Annotated in this window: 17 protein-coding genes and 1 pseudogene; 14 read left to right on the top strand and 4 right to left on the bottom strand. The window is 60.5% G+C overall.

The window, feature by feature from the left end; genetic code table 11:
* The 4 genes and pseudogenes from DW2_RS20005 to DW2_RS18370 form a co-directional block, all read left to right on the top strand.
* Positions 1-662: pseudogene (locus tag DW2_RS20005) on the top strand (restriction endonuclease subunit R); the annotation flags it as partial.
* Entirely contained in the window at positions 662-1414 is a 753-nt protein-coding gene (locus DW2_RS18380) for a M48 family metallopeptidase (protein WP_081875076.1), read from the top strand. The pseudogene DW2_RS20005 and the gene DW2_RS18380, both read left to right, overlap by 1 nt.
* A gap of 202 nt (positions 1415-1616) precedes the next feature.
* Complete coding sequence (locus DW2_RS18375) at positions 1617-3056, top strand: AAA family ATPase (RefSeq protein WP_162178909.1); 1440 nt, start codon at positions 1617-1619, stop codon at positions 3054-3056.
* Between the two features lie 156 nt (positions 3057-3212).
* Positions 3213-3527, top strand: a complete 315-nt coding sequence (locus tag DW2_RS18370; RefSeq protein WP_038148866.1) for a hypothetical protein — start codon at positions 3213-3215, stop codon at positions 3525-3527.
* 187 nt (positions 3528-3714) lie between these two features.
* Here the strand turns inward: DW2_RS18370 and DW2_RS18365 are convergent, their stop codons facing one another.
* A complete protein-coding gene (locus DW2_RS18365; protein ID WP_038148865.1) occupies positions 3715-4575 on the bottom strand; it encodes a DMT family transporter in 861 nt (286 codons plus the stop codon).
* 116 nt (positions 4576-4691) lie between these two features.
* On the opposite strand from DW2_RS18365, the gene DW2_RS18360 reads away from it, so the two are divergent.
* Positions 4692-5534 (top strand): helix-turn-helix transcriptional regulator, encoded by an 843-nt coding sequence (locus tag DW2_RS18360; protein WP_038148863.1) that lies wholly within the window; start codon positions 4692-4694, stop codon positions 5532-5534.
* 248 nt (positions 5535-5782) lie between these two features.
* Positions 5783-6850, top strand: a complete 1068-nt coding sequence (locus DW2_RS18355) for an IS110 family RNA-guided transposase (RefSeq protein ID WP_038148861.1) — start codon at positions 5783-5785, stop codon at positions 6848-6850.
* A 473-nt stretch (positions 6851-7323) separates the two neighbouring features.
* Here DW2_RS18355 and DW2_RS18350 read toward each other — a convergent pair whose 3' ends face one another.
* Positions 7324-8259 (bottom strand): alpha/beta hydrolase, encoded by a 936-nt coding sequence (locus tag DW2_RS18350; protein ID WP_202900133.1) that lies wholly within the window; start codon positions 8257-8259, stop codon positions 7324-7326.
* Between the two features lie 150 nt (positions 8260-8409).
* Between DW2_RS18350 and DW2_RS18345 the strand changes: the two genes are divergently transcribed.
* From DW2_RS18345 to adhP, 3 genes are all read left to right on the top strand, one after another.
* Positions 8410-9636, top strand: coding sequence for an IS256 family transposase (locus DW2_RS18345; protein WP_038148859.1), 1227 nt, complete (start codon positions 8410-8412; stop codon positions 9634-9636).
* 608 nt (positions 9637-10244) lie between these two features.
* Positions 10245-11270 (top strand): IS1595 family transposase, encoded by a 1026-nt coding sequence (locus DW2_RS18340; protein WP_038148857.1) that lies wholly within the window; start codon positions 10245-10247, stop codon positions 11268-11270.
* 380 nt (positions 11271-11650) lie between these two features.
* Positions 11651-12685 carry an alcohol dehydrogenase AdhP gene (adhP, locus tag DW2_RS18335; protein ID WP_038148855.1) on the top strand — a complete coding sequence of 345 codons (1035 nt, stop codon included), beginning with the start codon at positions 11651-11653 and terminating at the stop codon, positions 12683-12685.
* Positions 12686-12808: 123 nt separating this feature from the next.
* Here the strand turns inward: adhP and DW2_RS18330 are convergent, their stop codons facing one another.
* Positions 12809-12994 (bottom strand): PIN domain-containing protein, encoded by a 186-nt coding sequence (locus tag DW2_RS18330; RefSeq protein WP_038148853.1) that lies wholly within the window; start codon positions 12992-12994, stop codon positions 12809-12811.
* Positions 12995-13134: 140 nt separating this feature from the next.
* Here DW2_RS18330 and DW2_RS19555 point away from each other — a divergent pair, with 140 nt between their 5' ends.
* Positions 13135-13692: a GNAT family N-acetyltransferase gene (locus DW2_RS19555; protein WP_081875074.1), complete on the top strand. Its 558-nt coding sequence runs from the start codon at positions 13135-13137 to the stop codon at positions 13690-13692.
* Positions 13693-14147: 455 nt separating this feature from the next.
* Here DW2_RS19555 and DW2_RS18325 read toward each other — a convergent pair whose 3' ends face one another.
* The gene (locus DW2_RS18325; protein ID WP_038148851.1) at positions 14148-14921 is read right to left on the bottom strand and encodes a 3-hydroxybutyrate dehydrogenase; all 774 of its coding nucleotides are present in this window, start codon (positions 14919-14921) and stop codon (positions 14148-14150) included.
* 315 nt (positions 14922-15236) lie between these two features.
* Between DW2_RS18325 and DW2_RS18320 the strand changes: the two genes are divergently transcribed.
* The 4 genes from DW2_RS18320 (at position 15237) to DW2_RS18310 (ending at position 18417) form a co-directional block, all read left to right on the top strand.
* Positions 15237-17057 carry an extracellular solute-binding protein gene (locus tag DW2_RS18320; protein ID WP_051856448.1) on the top strand — a complete coding sequence of 607 codons (1821 nt, stop codon included), beginning with the start codon at positions 15237-15239 and terminating at the stop codon, positions 17055-17057.
* Complete coding sequence (locus tag DW2_RS19935) at positions 17054-17170, top strand: lipoprotein (RefSeq protein WP_156103038.1); 117 nt, start codon at positions 17054-17056, stop codon at positions 17168-17170. The genes DW2_RS18320 and DW2_RS19935 overlap by 4 nt, the downstream gene beginning before the upstream one ends.
* A 134-nt stretch (positions 17171-17304) precedes the next feature.
* Positions 17305-17631: a hypothetical protein gene (locus DW2_RS18315; protein ID WP_038148848.1), complete on the top strand. Its 327-nt coding sequence runs from the start codon at positions 17305-17307 to the stop codon at positions 17629-17631.
* A 129-nt stretch (positions 17632-17760) separates the two neighbouring features.
* Positions 17761-18417: an AMP-binding protein gene (locus DW2_RS18310; protein ID WP_051856445.1), complete on the top strand. Its 657-nt coding sequence runs from the start codon at positions 17761-17763 to the stop codon at positions 18415-18417.
* Positions 18418-18455: the final 38 nt, after the last annotated feature.

Raw genomic sequence — 18455 nt, 5'->3', positions numbered from 1 at the left:
CAGACGTCGGTGCCAAGGTGCGGAAGCTGATCGACGACCACGTCATTTCTCTCGGTATCGATCTGAAGATTCCGCCCGTGCAACTGACGGATGCAGAATTCGACACTCAAGTCGGGCAAGCTGCTGGTGGCCGAGCCAAGGCATCGGAGATGGAGCATGCGATCCGCTCTCACATACGCAAGAACCTCGAAACCGATCCGGTCCGCTTCAGAAAAATGTCGGAACGACTGAACGATATCCTGAAAAGCTTTGGCGCGCAGTGGGGCCAGATCATCGAGCAACTGCAAGCCATTATCGACGAGCTACGTGGCGAGGCCTGTGATCGTGATGAAGGCACGCCGGATATCCCCGAGGTTTATTTGCCCTTCCTTCGAACGGTCTTGGCGGCGACTTCAGCCGATCAAAACACCTCCGCCGATCAGCTTCGCGCATTGCATGAAGTGACACGGATTGTGGTGGATCGCATCATCGAGGAAATCGGAGCAAACCGCTCATTGTGGAGCAGTTTCAAGATGGCGGACCAAGAAAACCTCAGATCAGAGATCTTTGAAATCATTTTCGACGCGCAAATCCGAGGGTTCGGTGTCGACGAGGCAGAAGCCCTTGCTGACCAGCTGATGCAGCAGGCAAAAGCCAATGATGACAAACTGCGAGCAGCCTGATGTCCAAGCTTCCCATGTCTCCAATCCGAACCGGTGGAAAGCCCGCTCGGGTGAGCGAGCATCAACTGGAGATTGATGGTCTTTCCTTCGATGTTCATCGCAGTGATCGCCGCAAGACCATGCAGATCACGGTGGAACGTTCTGGTGACCTCTCAATCGTTGCGCCTTCAACTGTTCCCGCCGATCAACTGGTCAGTTTCGTTGAAGAGAAGTTAATCTGGGTTCACACCAAGGTCGAAGAGAAGGCAAGGCTTCAACAACGTGCCCCGAGAAAGGAATTCGTGGAGGGTGAAGGTTTTTTGTACCTTGGCCGGAGCCACCGCCTGCGTCTCATTGACAACCAACTGGTAGACCTCAGCCTGAAAAACGGCCGGTTCTGCCTGAGACGCGGCTCTATTCATCGAGGGCGGGATATCTTTGTCTCATGGTATACGCGGAGAGCCCAACAATGGTTCGAGAAGCAGGTTGCCGGGCTTTCCAACCGCATGGGTGTGACAGTGCAGGAGGTCAAAGTTCAAGACCTTGGCTTTAGATGGGGCTCTTTCGGCACCGACGGCCGCGTTTCATTTCACTGGAAAGCTATCCTCCTGCCTCCCCGCATAGCCCAGTACGTTGCAGTGCATGAATTGGCACATGCTCATTACCCAGACCATTCCGCAACTTTCTGGATCAAGGTGGAGCAGCATTTGCCAGACTGGCGTTGGAGAAAGACTTGGCTGGCAGAGAATGGAATTCAGGCTGAGGGCCTATAGAACTAAGCCGCTCGCCGCATCGGTTGAGAAGATCCGCTATGTGCCAAGATTGCCGCTGCGGTCGAAAGGGCGGGGAGCAGACGTTCGCTGCGGCGGCAACGAGTGTCCGCTGCGCCGGAGCGGCACAAAAACCCAGCCCCCACTCATTGTCATAGTTGAAAACTACCGGTAGCGTTCACCCTTATTCGCAAAGGTGCATATTGTGATCGACCTCGGAAATGGCAACAGCATCGCCGGCTACAGAAAAATCAACGTAATCCTCGGCAAGAATGGTTCAGGCAAGAGCACACTGCTTCGGCTGATGGACAGCCGTCTGTCAGGAAAAGATGCCTGCATTCGTTACATCACGCCAGAACGAGGCGGAGAACTAACCTACGACGGGAATATCGAAACAAACCGATCACACAATCCAAACTGGATGACCAACACGAGACGCAAGAACCGTTGGGAGCAGTTCAGGCAGTCCAGCGTCGCCGAGTTTCGAAATCTTGAGACACTTGTTCTGAGGTCCATTGAAAGGGATTCAAAACTGCGAGCAACGGACTTCAAATTTGACGCCGAGGTCGACCGTATAAACGAAGTGCTGGAGCGAGTTAGCCTAGTAAGGGCCGACACCGCCGGATTTGATATCGCACTTAAAGATGGCGGCAATACGATCAAAGCCGCTGACCTGAGCAGCGGTGAGTCGGAACTGATTAGTCTAGCCGTCGAAGTCCTGTATTTCGCATATCTGTGCAAACAGGAGAAATACAGGGATCAAGACAACTGGTTGCTTCTCGACGAGCCAGACGTGCACCTGCATCCTGATCTACAGTATCGTCTAATGCAGCTTCTCGTGAACAGCACCAGAGACGCAAATGGCCGCATCGCCATCGCGACCCACAGCACCTCTATCCTTTCGGGCCTTTGTAGCCTAAGCGAAGATGTCCGCGTGGGACTGAAGCATTTTGGGCCGAATGCGCTCGAATTCCGTTCGGTGGACGACGCCATGCGGTCAGTCTTGCCAATGTTCGGTGCCCACCCTCTCTCGAATGTCTTCAATGAGAAACCACCACTGATCCTGGAAGGCGAGGACGACGAACGCATTTGGCAAGCTGCAGTCAGACGATCAAATGGTCGAATCTCTGTATACCCGTGTGTGGCATCGGACATCCAGTCGATGAACCAATACGAAGTCGCCGCCCGGGACCTTATCGAGAGTGTTTACGATGATGCCAGAGCATTTTCATTGCGCGACAGGGACAGCGACCCCTACGAGATTGACGATATGGGCCCGATCATTCGCATGCGCCTAAACTGTCGAAATGCGGAGAACCTAATTGTCACCGATGACGTCCTAGCAGAGCTGGGGACGGACTGGACCTCGCTGCGCGGCACTCTGGAAAAGTGGATCTCCGACAATCCTGACCATTCGCGTTTCGCTGCAGCATCTGCGTTTCGTGATAGCGGTTGGAAACGTCAGAATTTCCAACTGAAGGAACTGCGAATGCTGCTGGTGGGGCTCACCGGCTCAAACAAGCCTTGGGAAGTTGCCGTTGGTCAAGCCATAGCCAAGCTGCCCGAGAACCGTTTTAACGGGGGTCACTCGCTCAGAGAATACCTTGGGACAAAGGCCGTTCGAGAACTGGGTTTGTTGGCGTAGCCACCTGCAGCGGGCAGTCGGCTTGCAATCGGCACGTCCAACTTGAAGCCGTCATTCGCTCCGAGTGTATCGAGCGGCAGGTTTGGGCCGAAGATGCCTGCCTTTGGCTTTTTCCGACGACTTGCGTTGTGAAATAATTTGGCACAGTCTCGCGTGATGGAACTGGTTTATCCAATCAACTTCGTCGGCCACGATGAGTGGATGCAAAGCGGGTACGACCCGCGCCTATCGCAGGGCGACGTCATTACTCGCGACGGAGAGATCATCGGCACTTGGCGCGTTGTAGGCTATGATCCAAATGATGAGTATTCTGGCGGGCATTTTGAATTTACGTCTTCTGGGGAAGACGCTGCGAAGTTCACGGAAGACTTTGCAATGCTTGATGTGCGCACGAGCCGGGGCCTCGCGCTGTCAACGCTGAGCAGAACCATCAGGGAATGGTATGAGGCCAACAACCCCGAAATCTCCTAACAGCCCGGCAGTGGGAAGAATGTCAGAAATGCAGGCTGCATCCGCAGCAGTGCTGGTGTCTACCTGAAAGCCGGTTTGGGCCGAGCGCGTCGATACGGCCGGGCGGGTCGCAGGAAAGGCTTGCCGCGACGCCGCATGACCGGTTCGAGCCCGAAACTCCCTCCCCTAACCCAGCGTTTCCCGTACCTCATCGCCGCCTGAACATGACCACATTCCCGAGCCCAGCGAGGATGACGCCGAGGATGGACAGGGGGGTCCATTCGTAGCCTTCGAAGAGCGTCGAGAGGGTGAGTGCTACGATGGGGAAGAGGACCGTGGCGTAGCCCGCTTTGGCCGATCCGATGCGGCCGACTAGCATCAGGTAAGTCGTGAACCCGATGATGGATCCGATGACCGACAGGTAGACGAGCGCCGTCCAGTAGATGCCGCCCCGCGGGAGGACCAGCGGTTGGCCCGTCGCGAAAAGGATGGCGAGGAGGCAGAGCGCCCCGATCCCCATGCCCCAGGCATTTGCCGTCATCGGCGTGATGCCGAGGTGCGTGTTCTGCCGTGAGGCCATATTCCCCCAGGAAAAGATCAGGGTGCCCAGCACCGCCCAGCCGATCCCGCGCAGCGTCGATGCGCCCGCCGTGATGTCGATGTCGGGCCCCAAGAGGCAAGCGAGCCCCGCCACCCCGAGCGCGCCGGCGAGTACCGTCTGCCGGCTGATCCGGTCGCCGAAGAGGATTCGCGCGTTCACCGCATTGAAGATCGAGGCCAGCGAGAAGATCACCGAGACGAGGCCCGACGGCACGAGGGAGGTCGCGGTGTAGAGCGCCAGGAAGTTCAGGCAAAAGAGACAAAGCGCCTGCACGACCACGAACCGCCAGACCGCGGGGCTCCGCAATCGGTCGAGTGCGGCGAGCACAGCAAGCATCAGCACCCCCGCCAGCGCGAAGCGGTAGAAGACCGATACGGCGACGGGTACCGCGCCAACTTGCGCGGCAATGGCGATCCAGGTTGTTCCCCAAATGAGGATTGTAGCGGCGAAAAGGACGGGTGTGGTCATTGGGCGGCTCCTCTGCCGCGCCATCTACGCTTTACCCGCACGGAGCCTTTGCACGATCTTGCGGTGAAGTGCCGGCCCGGCATTCCCGACCGATCACGATAGGCTTAAAAGACCTCATGGCCTCGGTGCGCGATTTCCTTGAAAGTTCCCCGGTCGCGACAGCGGCCGCCACGCTCGATCTGGGCGGGGGACGGGGCGTCACGGTCTGGGAGAACCGCCACGACCGTGTCTCTTACGAGGCGCCGCGAGGCCATGCCTTCAGCCTTTACCTCGCCGGAGGTACCGGCACCCGACGGTTGGACGGTGCCGGTGCCGGTGCCAGTGGCTGGCCCGGCGCGGTCTGCGTCTTCCCGGACGGACAGCCCTCGGAGTGGGAGATCACGACGCCCCACCGCTTCGCCCACCTCTATCTTCCCGACGACCGACTCCGTGCTGACTTCGCCCGAACGCACGATTGCGACGCGCGCCGGCTCGACGTGCCGGAGATCACCTTCGCCGACATGCCGCACCTTGCCGCACCACTCGCCGCGCTCGCCCGGGCAGCTTCCGCGGGTGACGTCCTGTTGGCCGACACGGCGCTGTCCGAGATCGTCGCGCGGCTCGGAGCGCGCAAGGTGCCGCTCCGCGGCGGGCTATCCCCACATATCCTGCGCCGCATCGACGAATGGATCGAAGCGCATCTTGATGAGGCGATCCGCTTGTCCGATTTCGCTGCGCTGGCGGCTCTCTCGCCATTCCACCTCCATCGCATGTTTCGGGCATCTCGCGGGATACCGCTCCACGCCTGGATCACCGAACGGCGCATCGATCGCGCTAAGTCACTGCTACGCGGCACGGACCCGGTCCTCGAGGTCGCCCTCGCCTGCGGCTTCTCCAGTCAGAGCCATTTCACCCGCACCTTCAAGTCCGGCACCGGGACAACCCCCGCGGCGTGGCGGACGGCGATCAAAGGCCAATAAGTATAGGAACTGATCGTGGGAAATGGGGTATCGCGCACGCTGGCAAACGACCGCACTGGCAGCTTCGTCCGCCCTGCCGACACTCGGCGCCTTCGTAGTGCGACATGTCCGTCCGAATGACCGGTTTAAGAAAGCTGCGCCGCGGCATTCGAGAGGCCTCGAAGGTCAGCTAATGGGATGTGTCGGCTGCTTCCCCATCGTTGGGTTATCCTTAACCGGGATCAACCGCGCAACCAGGAGAAGCAGCTATGTGTTCAAAGAAGACAGGAGACATCGAAGACCTCGCCGTCGTCGGGATCGACATGGGGAAGGATACGTTTCACATGGTCGGGTTCGACCGGTCCGGCCAGTTAGTCATGCGCAAACAGATCAAGCGCTTGGCCCTGAACGCCACGTTCGCGCAACTCCCACGCTGCATTGTGGGAATGGAGGCTTGCCTCAGTGCCCATTTTGTCAGCCGAACGCTGCGGGGCATGGGGTTCGAACCGCGGATCATACCGGCGATCTACGTGAAGCCGTTCAACAAGGGGCAGAAGAACGATTACAATGACGCCGAGGCGATCGCGGAGGCCGCGTTGCGTCCCAACCTTCGGACCGTTTCAGAGAAGGACCAAGATCAGCTCGACCTTCAGGCCCTGCATCGGGTCCGGGCACGGCTGGTTTCGCGGCGCACCGCCACCATCAACCAGATCAGGGCCTTTCTGATCGAACAGGGCATCACTGTCAGGTCGGGACTTCGGGCGCTGAAGAACTCCTTCGAGGCGATCCTCGAACAGCGACGGGATGAGATATCGCCCCGGATGCGCGGCATCCTTATCGGGCTCTATGGCGACTGGCTCTGGCTGGACAAACGGATCGAGGATGTCTCTGGCGAGATCGAAGAGATCAGCCGCACCGAGGAGAACTGCGCCAACATCATGACGATCCCCGGCATCGGCCCGATGATCTCGACTGCGATGGTCGCGGCTGTCGGCCAAGGCGAGGCCTTCGACCGAGGGCGCGATTTCGCGGCATGGGTGGGCCTGGTGCCCCGACAATTCAGCACAGGCGGCCGCACCATTCTCGGTAGGATCACCAAGCGCGGCAGTCGTTATCTGAGAATGCTGTTCGTGCAAGCGGCGAAAGTGATCATGATGCGGCCACACCGATGGTCCGACTTCAGTTTCGGCCCGTGGCTGACCGAAGCGGTGGCACGCATGCCCCGAAACAAGGCGGCCATCGCACTTGCCAACAAGCTCGCTCGAACCGCCTGGAGCATTCTGCGCAATGGCACCCGGTTCGACGCGCCAAAAGACGCGGCCATGGAAGCGATCTGACGCACTCCACGGTCACCCAGGAGTTCGCAAAAAGAGGACAGCATGGAACGGAGAAAATACGCCCCCAGAGTCTGACGGCCCTAAAGGTCAGTAACGACCTATCCGCTAATGAGACCACGGCGCGTGCGTAACCCCATCAAGGCCACGGCCCGCGAGCCGATCAACAGGCCGGATACATATGAGCGATTTCCGAAAACGTGCCAATTTCTCAATTGCGAACAGCAGCCGACACATACATTTGGGCCGTCTGCGGGGCTGCCCCACTCGCCTGGGTGTCCAGGCCGCCGCACCGCCGCATGCCCGTTTCGAGCCCAGAGCACCGAATGCTGCAACGCGCTTGAGTGTCGGCTGTCTTCGGGCGATCAAAAACCTCATAACAGCCTGGGTTCTGAACGGAGTTCTTGGAAACGTCAAATGAGATAGTCCACGAAGATTCCCAAAGGACAGGTTTTCGGAGCACTCTAAAGGGGCCCTTATTCGTCAATTTGTTCGATGAACTGCATGACCGCATCCACAACGCCCTGAGCGATCGGCAAGTCTGGGTTCGCGTAGGCTGCGATGTTGTCCGCGGTTTGATCAGACGAAACGACCTTCAGCACGTGGTTGACGTCCGGGAGCAAAAAAAGTGTCGCCTCTGGCGCGGTATCGGCGAGCCTATGAGCATCCGTGTCGCTGACCTGAAGATCGCGCATGCCTTGAACGATAAGGACAGGAACTGGGGTCTCCGCAATCAGCGCGGCTGGGTCGTAGGCGAACGCGTCGATTAGAAAACCCTGCACTTCCTTTGCGAACAAAGGCCTCAAAGCAGGGTTCAACGCGTTCAAATTAACCCGCTCGCCACGCTCCAACGTCGTGATCGCCTCGTCGGCTTCGATCAGGAGCGGAGCGTTGGCAGGGTTAGCGTTTAACTGGTCGCGAAGCACAGTTCCAAGCGGCCGCCCTGGAGTGCTGACTAATATCAGACCGCATGGGTCAGGCAGGAGCGAAATAGCCGCCAGCACTATCAGGCCGCCTTCACTATGCCCAAGCGGTAATACACAACGCATGCCGCCTCCAGTCGTTGGCAATCGCTCCCTAATGGCACGTGTCCAAGCAAGAACGTCCTCACCATAGGCCGTGATTGTAACCGCATTGGCGTCAGGGATCGCATCCGCCGACCCGAACATTCCTCGCTTGTCGATACGCACCGACGGGATCCCCCGCTCGGCCAGTGCTTCGGCAAGAAGCGCATAGGGCGATGCCGAGATGCCGAGAGGTGAATTTCCGTCGCGATCAGTCGGCCCCGATCCAGGCACAATCAATACGACAGGCGTTCCATCAGAGATCGCCACATCAGCAGCAGGTAACGTCAGAGTTCCTCTGAGTACGCCTTCGGGGCCGGTTGCGGTTAGCTCCTGCTGGATCGCCACGCTACCGCCTCCATTGTCGCTATCCATCTGAGCGAATGCTGATGAGGCCGCGGTCGTGTCGCGCGGGTGGTGGAAATTGTTTGGCGGCGTAATCTCCGGGTGACTTGAACCCACCCAACCGGCGGCTGGCACCGCCAGGGAGATTACGCCATGAACCAGATTACAGACACCAGCACGCCTGTGCTACTGGAAGCGGGGCGCGGCTACGATCCGATTGAGGATCGGCTTCGGCAGACCGTCCGCGCCACGATCGAGGCGCTGTTCGAAGAAGAACTGGAGGCCTTCATCGGGCGCTGCCGCTATGGCCGCGGCGACGGCGCGCAGAAGGGCTACCGCCATGGGCACCGCGAGCGCCAGCTCACCGGCACGTTCGGCGCCGAGACGGTGCGCGTGCCGCGTGCCCGCATCGAAGATGAAGCTGGCAAGATCACCGAATGGCGCTCGAAGGCGTTGCCGCGCTACCAGCGGCTGACGAAGAAGGCCGAGGCGCTGATCGCGGCGGTCTACCTCGCGGGCACCAACACGCGGCGGGTAAAACGCGCGCTGGCCGGCCTTTTCGAAGGCGCTGTCGGCAAGGATGTGGTCAGCCGGGCCTGGCGCAAGGTGAAGGTCGACTGGGACGCCTGGTGCGCCCGCAGCCTGGCCGAGGAAGACATTGTCCGGCTCATCCTCGACGGCACCGTCATCAAGACCCGGCTGGATCGCAAGGCCACGAACATCTCGGTGCTGGCGGCGATCGGCGTGCGCCGGGACGGGCAGAAGGTGTTGCTTTCCATCAAGAATATGGGTGGGGAAAGCACGGCAGCCTGGGGCCAGTTCCTCGCCGACCTCGACGCCCGTGGCCTGAAACGACCCGAGTTCGTCATCGTCGATGGCGCCCCAGGCCTGGAAGCCGCGCTGGTGGCACTCTGGGGTGACAAGCTGCCGATCCAGCGCTGCACCGTCCACAAGCATCGCAACCTGTTGGCGCATGCACCCAAGCACCTGCATGACGAGCTGACCGCGGACTACCGCGACATGATCTATGCCGATACCGCCGCCGGGATCGAAACCCGCCGCAAGGCGTTCCTGCGCAAGTGGCGGCTCAAGTGCCGGGCGGTGGCCGACAGCCTTGAGGAAGCTGGCGAGCGCCTCTTCACCTTCACCCGCCTGCACCCGTCGCAATGGAAGTCAGCGCGGACCACCAACGCCATAGAACGTCTCAACGAGGAATTCCGCCGCCGGATCAAGACGCAAACCGTGCTGCCCTGCGCCGAGACCGTGCCGATGTTGCTCTGGGCGCTCTTGGCCTCCGGCCAGATCCAGATGCGGAAGGTCGATGGCTGGGAGACCCTCTCTCAGCCCATCGAACCGATCGCCCTTGACCTCGCCGCCTGATTGGACGCACCTTCACATGCCCGGACTACGCCGCCACGGAATTTCCACAGCATTCGCGACACGACCGAGGCCGCAATCACGCTGAGAGAGGAAAAGAGTATACAAATTATCGACCGAATAGGCGACTTCACAATCGTTCCCTTCTGAAAAACTACCTCGGTTAAACCGTACGCGTTTCTGAACGATTTACCAAACCGGCCATTCGTACCCGTGCCCCAAAAGCCCGCTTTGTCCGCACTGCAGACCTCGGGTTGGAAGAAGTTTCTGCACGTAGCTGCGAAGGGCCGGTTCGGGGAAGCTGCGAGGTAGCGGGGCCAGTCTGGCGCATGTCCGGAGAGGGCCGAGCGCGTCGATACGGCCGGGCGGGTCGCAGGAAAGGCTTGCCGCGACGCCGCATGGCCGCTTCGAGCCCTTGTTGACCGATGCTGCGACGTGCATGAATGTCCGTTCTGAGAAAAACTTCCCTATTATCCACGAGAAAAAGCATGGCTTCCGGAAGTGCTCAGCCTGCTTGCCTCGCGTAGGCCCCGGCTACGCCATAACGTCGTCGCTTCCGGTTAGGAGAGATCGGCCAATCTTCTGGGTTTCCCCCGAAGCGAGGCTACCCCATGATCTCCGAACTGAAGTCCGTCCGCGATGTCTGGAAGAAGATGCCGAGCGAACGTCACGCGCGGCTCTTCCTCGAGAACGCCATCTGGGGCGATGGTCGGTTCTGTCCACATTGCGGCAGCTTGAGTTCGCGCCCGCTGCGCGGTGCATCCGTGCGCCCCGGCCTGTATCAGTGCATCGAGAGGGAATGCCGCAGCCAGTTCACCGTCACCACCAGAACGCCGCTCCACGCGACGAAGCTGGATCTCCGGACCTGGATCGCCGCGATGTTCCTCGTGCTGACGTCTTCCAAGGGCATCTCGTCGGTCGTGATGTCGCGCATCTTGGGAGTGAACCAGAAGACCGCGTGGAAGCTTGGCCATGCGATCCGCGAGATGATGGATGATCGGCAGGGCATTGCCGGTCGACTGTCGGGTGTGGTCGAGGTCGATGAAGCCTTCGTCGGCGGCAAGCCAAAGTTCCGCCATGGCGTCAAGAACAAGCGGGGGAGAGGAACCGGCAAACCGATCGCGCTCGTTGCTGCGGCGCGGAACGGTCAGGCGCGAGCCGTGCTCATCCCGAATGCTCAAGGGCGCACGATGAAGCCCATCATCGAGCGCTGGATCGACCCGACCTCGGCGCTCATCACCGACAAGAACCCGAGTTACGGAAAGATCGGGGCATCTTTTTCCAGCCACCATACAATCCAACACAACAAGCGCCAGTATGCGAATACGAAGACCGGGGCGCACATCAACACCGTCGAGGCGGTGAACGCGGTTGTCCAGCGCGCTCTGATCGGCGTGTATCACCGTCTCGGACGGAAGCACCTACAGCGATACCTGGACGAGATCATCTGGCGGTGGAACCACAGGACCCCGGAGAGCAAAGTGCGGAAGCGGAAGTCTTCATCGGGCCTCTCAACCGCCGAGACCAGGACAGTATGGAGGCCGATCCCGGTTGTGGACCAGATGCGCGGCCTGCTCTGCGGAGCCGTCGGACGCCAGATGAGACGCACACCATCGTGGGGTCTTCGGTGGCCATGACCCCGTCACTGCGAAGGTCCGCTGAGAGCCCTTTTCGCCTGACCCTAACCGGCGGCGCAAGACACATAGGAGGCATTTCGTAGCGAGGAGTATTGAAAAGGACGGATTAAGACGCAGTAGCCCGAACGTGCGCTGCGTTGCGCTTTGCGTATATGAGCCTTCTGGTTGCGCGCTGCGTCGCATCCGTCTAGGCGCAATGGCAATCGATCACGCGCCCGTGAGGTCATTGAAAGTAGCGAAGAATGTCTCACATTCGGAACAGTAGGCCAGCACAATAACACATGGCAGGGATGACAGGAGCGCAAGCCTTGGCAATCCTTCTTCCGTCCGGTCGAGGAACTGGGCATAGAGGAGGAACTGGGCATAGAGGAGGAACTATTTTGTCGAAGACTATGAAAGCCGCTGTCGTTCGTAAATTCGGTGCACCCCTGAGCATTGATGAAGTCCCAATTCCGCAGGTCTCTGACGGAATGATCCAAGTCGCGATCCGCGCCTCTGGCGTCTGCCACACGGATTTGCACGCGGCCGAAGGCGACTGGCCCGTCAAACCCGAACCGCCCTTCATCCCCGGCCACGAGGGTGTAGGCTATGTCTCGGCAGTCGGCAAAGGCGTGAAGAACGTCAAAGAAGGTGACCGCGTCGGTGTGCCATGGCTTTACACCGCCTGTGGGTGCTGCAGGCATTGCTTGGGCGGATGGGAAACGCTGTGCGAAAGCCAGCAGAACACCGGCTACTCGGTCAATGGCGGCTTTGCCGATTACGTTGTCGCAGACCCCAATTATGTGGGCCACCTGCCCGCAGGCAGCGATTTTGCCGAGATCGCGCCCATCCTTTGCGCGGGTGTTACGGTCTACAAAGGCCTGAAAATGACCGACACCAAACCCGGCGACACCGTTGCCATTTCCGGCATCGGTGGCTTGGGCCATATGGCCGTGCAATATGCGGTGGCGATGGGGCTCAACGTCGTGGCCGTAGATATCGATGAGGCCAAACTTGATCTCGCACGCCGGTTGGGTGCCAAACTGACCGTCAATGCGCGCGAGATTGCCGATCCCGCAGCCTTTGTCCGCAAAGAAACCGACGGTGGCGTCAATGGCGTTCTGGTCACGGCCGTAAGCGAAAAGGCTTTCGAGCAGGCGGTCGGCATGGTCGGGCGTGGCGGCACGGTGTCCCTCAACGGCCTTCCTCCGGGGGACTTCCCGCTCAATATCTTCGGCATGGTGCTCAATGGTGTCACCGTGCGTGGCTCTATCGTCGGCAGCCGGCTCGATTTGCAGGAATCGCTCGACTTCGCCGCCGCAGGCAAGGTCAAGGCCACCATCACCAAAGCCCCGCTTGAAGATATCAACACCGTCTTCGACCGCATGCGCAAAGGCCAGATCGAAGGCCGCATGGTGCTCGATCTGGGCAACTGACAGCCGCAGGCCCCTCGGCGTGCCACGGCATCCTCAGGGCATACAGGCTCCCGCCCGCCGAAAGGTGGGCGGGAGCACATCCCGTTGCCGCGTAGGCATCTCGGTGAGCTCCATTCCAGCCGATCACATCCCGATGAAACCGCGCCGGTCGCGGTTTCGGGCAAATTCCTCTGGGATGATCTGCGGCAGGATCAATTCAACTTCACCGGCCTCTATCATCGCGGAAAGAGCGTCGAGCAAAGGCATATGGCGTGGATCCTTCGTGAGATCCAGCCACACAGATGTATCGATCAAAAGTCTGAGTTTCATCCTTGCTCCATATGAAGGTGAAAACACCGCCTTAGCACCGAACGGCCGCTTCGTCCGCGAAGCTGTCGAACACGAACTTGGCGAGCCTCCTGCTTTTTCTCGTGGATAATAGGGAAAAACTTCAATTTCGAGACGGCAAAATGAAACTGCTCAAACCGAGTATTGATCACATTCCGGCATATGTGGCGGCATTGCAAAGAGGCTGGTCGCCGGACAATTTGCGGCCCAAGGCTGCTCAAGAGCAGTTACTGGCAATTGACAGGGATGCGGCATCTTTCGTCGCAAATCTTGACGATCCAACTGCACAAGCAGGGCCAGTTACTCTGCCAGATGGCTCGAAGGTACCGCGTTTGCCGAGCATTCGCCGCTGGATATGGTCTAGCGAGTTTTGTGGCCATATTGGTTTGCGATGGAAACCAGGGACTGAGGAATTGCCGCCCACTTGTTCGGGGCACATCGGATACGCTGTAGTTCCATGGCGGCAACGCGAAGGGTTGGCATCTGCGGCACTCGTGGCAATTCTACCAGAGGCGAAAGCAGTTGGCTTGCAATATGTTGAGATAACCACCAGTCCCGACAATCCTGCATCGGTTCGTGTCATAGAAAAGGCGGGCGGTCAGTTGGTAAGAAATTATACAGCCAACAAGGCGCTCGGGGGCCATGAGACCTTGGAGTTTAGAATTTCGCTTGCATCTTGAGACTGCCGAAGCGCCGCTATTCACGCCTGCTCTATGAACGGCGGCAAAGTCCGCACTGCTGACCTTGGCCTGCCCGGCGATGCTGCACGATGCCATGGATGGCCGGTTTGAGGAAGCTGCACCGCAGCGCTAACCCTCCCTGCGGAGGTCGGCTCAGGGCCGATCATAGCAGGATGCTATGGTCTAAGCTATGCGGCGGCGCGCGGTTTTTCAGCTACACGCCCACTTTGACCGCCAGTGCAATCGGCACGAATGCGGTTTTTTGGTGGGGAACTGAAAACATGCCGGAATTGATGGATCTGGTGTCACTCGGTTACGACATCGGCACATGCTGCGACTTCACTGTGACTTTTTAGATCGCCACTTACGGTCCAACCCGCATTGTGCAGTCTGAGTTTCTCCTGTTTCCTTATCAAGGCGTCTGCCAAATAGCAGTCAAACTAGGCCCCCTGCCCTCAGAGCGCCGTCCAGCCGCCATCGACCGAGATCGTCGTCCCGGTGATCTGGGCGGCCGCATCCGAGCACAGGAACACCGCCGTGCCGCCGATCTGTTCGGTCGTCGCGAAGGTTCTCGAGGGCTGGCGCGCGAGGATGACCTTCTCGATCACCTCTTCCTCGGTCATGTCGTATTCCTTCGCCGTGTCGGGGATCTGCGCCTCGACGAGCGGGGTCTTCACATAGCCCGGGCAGATCGCGTTCGCGGTGATGTCTTCCTTCGCGGTCTCGAGCGCGGTGACCTTGGTCAGCCCCACCACGCCGTGCTTGGCCGAGACATAGGCGGATTTGTAGGGCGAGGCGGTCAGCCCGTGCGCCGAGGCGATATTGACCACGCGGCCCCAGCCGGCCTTGCGCATCATCGGCAGCGCGACCGCGGTCGTGTGGAAGGCAGAGGTCAGCATGATCGCGATGATCGCGTCCCATTTCTCGACCGGGAAATCCTCGATCGGGGAGACGTGCTGGATGCCCGCATTGTTGACGAGAATGTCGCATCGGCCTGCCTGCTCGACCAGCGCGCGCGCCTGCGCCCCTTTCGACAGATCCGCCTTGATATAGTGCGCGGTGATACCGAATTCGCGGCCCAGATCGGCGGCGAGTTGGTGATCCTCATCGCGATCGGTGAAGGAGTTGAGCACCACATCCGCCCCCGCCCGGGCCAGCTCGCGCGCGACGCCCAGTCCGATGCCGGAATTCGACCCGGTGATGACGGCGGTTTTTCCCTGAAGCGACATGTCTCCTCCTCTGCCTTTTCCCCAGATTCGGCGCGATCATGCCGCGGCGGCACGCCAAAGGCCATGCTGCATCTGCAAAAGCGCGTGAAACGCCCGCGAGCGCAGTGTTTCAACGGGGATGGAGGGCAAAAAAAGACGCCCGCGCAAAGGGCGGGCGTCAAGTCATGAGGCAGGTTTCATACAGGCAAGAAACCTATCGAGCAGTGAAACCTTTATAAGCAATCTCATGCTCGTCTCCAAGGGAAAAGTTTGCGCAGTTTCAAACCTCTCGCTAGCCTGCCGCCATAAAAGACGAGCAGGAGAGGGATTGTTCACGTGTCGAGATCGGTGATTTTTCGCGGGCTCGCGACGCTCGCGCTCGGGCTCGCGCCTGTATTTACTGGCCCCGCACAGGCCGAACCGCAACCGGCCATCGCGATGTACGGGCAACCCGCCCTGCCGCCGGGGTTCACCCACCTGCCCTATGCCAATCCCGACGCCCCCAAGGGCGGCGAAATTCGATTCGGCGTCGCGGGCATGTTCGATTCGCTCAATCCCTGGATCCTGAACGGCCGCCCGGCGGAGGGAATCGCGCGCTACGTGACCGAATCGCTGATGGGACGTTCGATGGACGAGCCCTTCACCCTCTACGGGCTGCTCGCGCAATCGGTCGAGACGGATGAGGCGCGCTCCTGGGTCGAGTTCACGCTGCGCCCGGAGGCGAAATTCTCCGACGGCAATCCGGTGACGGTCGAGGACGTGATCTGGAGCTATGAGACGCTCGGGACGCAGGGCCATCCGCGCTATCGCAACGCCTGGTCCAAGGTCGCCAAGATCGAGCAGACCGGGCCGCGCAAGGTCCGCATCACCTTCAAGGAGCCCGATCGCGAGCTCGCGCTGATCATGGGGATGCGGCCGGTGCTCGAGAAGAAGCAGTGGGAGGGCAAGGATTTCGCCTCCACCACCGACCTCACGCCGATCGGCTCGGGGCCCTATGTCGTGGGCACGGTCGATCCGGGCAAATATATCGAGCTCAAGCGCAATCCCGACTATTGGGGGCGCGATCTGGCCTTCAACAAGGGTCAGAACAATTTCGACACGATCCGCTACGACTATTTCGGCGATGGCGGGGTCGTCTTCGAGGCGTTCAAGGGCGGCGAGACCGACAGCTATATCGAATGGAACGCCGCCGATTGGGGCCGAAACTACGATTTTCCGGCGGTGAAGTCGGGCGCGGTGGTGAAATCCGAGATCCAGAACGGGCGGCCCTCCGGGATCAAGGGTCTGGTGATGAATACCCGCAATCCGATTTTCGCCGACTGGCGGGTGCGCCAGGCGCTGATCGACGCCTTCAATTTCGAATTCATCAACACCACGATCAATGGCGGCCAGGAGCCGCGCATCACCTCGTATTTCTCGAATTCGGAACTCGGGATGCACCCGGGTCCCGCCGAGGGCAAGGTGCGCGCGCTTCTGGAGCCCTACAAGGATCAGCTCCCTCCCGGCACGATCGAAGGTTACAGCTTGCCGAAATCCGATGGCGGCGTGCGCAACCGCAAGAACATGCGCGACGCGGCGAAGCTGCTCGAGGAGGCCGGCTGGAGCGTCGCGGAAGACGGCGTGCTGAAGAAGGACGGCACGCCCTTCACCTTCGAGATCGTGCTTCAGCAGGGCGCGGCCGAGACCCAGAGCATCGTCGATATCTATGTCGAGGCGCTCAAGAAGCTGGGGATCTTCCCGAAGGTGACGGTGATCGACGACGCGCAATACAGCCAGCGCACCAACAGCTATGATTTCGACATGGCGTGGTATTGGCGCGCGCTCTCGCTCAGCCCGGGCAACGAGCAGATGCTCTACTGGGGCTCGAAAGGGGTGAAGGAGCCGGGTTCGCGCAACTGGATGGGAATGAACAGCCCGGCGGCCGAAGCGATGATCGACACGATGCTCAATGCGCGCAGCCACGAGGATTTCGTCGCCGCGACCCGTGCGCTCGACCGGATCCTCACAGCGGGTCGCTATGTGATCCCGATCTGGTATTCGCCGGTTGACCGCATCGCCCATATCAAGCAGCTTCACTTCCCGAAACGGACCCCGCTATACGGGGCCTGGCCGGGCTTCCAGCCCGACGTATGGTGGTATGACGAGGCAGAGAAATGAAGAAACTTGTCCTTCTGGCCGCTCTGGCGGCGGCACTGGCAGGCTGCAACACGGTCGCCGGCGTGGGTGACGACATCTCGGGCGGCGCGCGCCGGGTCCAGAGCTGGTTCTGAATGGGCGGCGCCGGATCGCCCGTGAAGGAACCGCAGGCGCGGTAAATTCCTTTTGCCTTGCAAGAGATTGCGCGCGATCCTTTTTCAGGAGAGAAGCGCGCCGTTCACTGCCGCGATCAGGATGGAGACGAGAGATGAAATGGCACCATATCCAGGAGAACTGGGCGGCCTTCTACGAGGCGATCCAGGACCGCTGGCCCGAGGCCGATGAGGCCGAACTCGACGAGATCGACGGCGATCAGCGCGCTTTCATCAAGTATATCGCGGAGCTCACCGAACAGGAGCCGGGCGAGGCGCGCGAGGAGATCGTCGACTGGCTGCGCGGCGAGCTGCCCTCCGATGTCGTGATGGACCCGACCCATGACAGCCATTCGATCGCGCTCTCGGCGAAATACGTCAACGAGGGCGAGGACGAATATGACGACGATGCCCGGTTCGGAGACGATACCGAAGAGGACTGACCGGCGCGCCGCTATCCGCGCCGAGGGGGCTCCGCCCCCGCTCCTTCGGAGCCCCCCGGGGTATTTCGCACAAGGTGAAGGGGTGAATTCGCGCTTGTTCGCCCCCGCGCCGCGGCCTAGCTAGACGGCATGGAGTCCGTTTTCACATCCGCACCGATCGCCGCGCCGCCCGCGCGCTTCAACATGGCCGCCCATGTTCTGGCCGCCGGCGCCGCCACGCCCGACAAGCTCGCGATGCAGATCGTGAAACCCTCGGGCGCGGAACGCTGGTCATATGCGCGGCTGACGGCGGCGGTGCGCGGCGCGGGCACGATCTTTCTCGAAGCGGGGCTCGCGCCCGGCGATCGGGTGCTGTTGCGGCTCGGGAACGGGCCGGAGTTTCCGGTGGCCTTTCTCGGCGCGATCGCGGCGGGGTTGGTGCCGGTGCCCAGCTCGAGCCAGCTCACCGAAGGCGAGATCACCAGGCTTGCCGCCGATCTCGACCCGGCCGCCGTGGTCGCGGGCGCGGGCATCGCTCTGCCCGATAATCCCGCGCGCGTGATCGAGGCCGAGACGCTTCGCCGCGCCGAGGAGCGCGCGCCCTGCGCCTATGAGATGGGCGATCCCGACCGGCTGGCCTACATGATCTTCACCTCCGGCACCGGCGGCAGCGCGCGCGCCGTCTGCCATGCCCATCGCGCGATCTGGGCGCGGCAGATGATGTATCGCGGCTGGTACGGGATGGACCCCGATGACCGGATGATGCATGCGGGCGCCTTCAAGGGGTCTGCTGCCGGACGGTGCTAAATCCTACGCTAAGCCGATAAAACGCGCCTTCCGTGGTC

The organism is Thioclava atlantica (genome assembly GCF_000737065.1).
Lineage (GTDB): Bacteria > Pseudomonadota > Alphaproteobacteria > Rhodobacterales > Rhodobacteraceae > Thioclava > Thioclava atlantica.
Note: the sequence above shows the minus strand (reverse complement) of the source record. Positions and strands in the feature narration are given on the sequence as shown.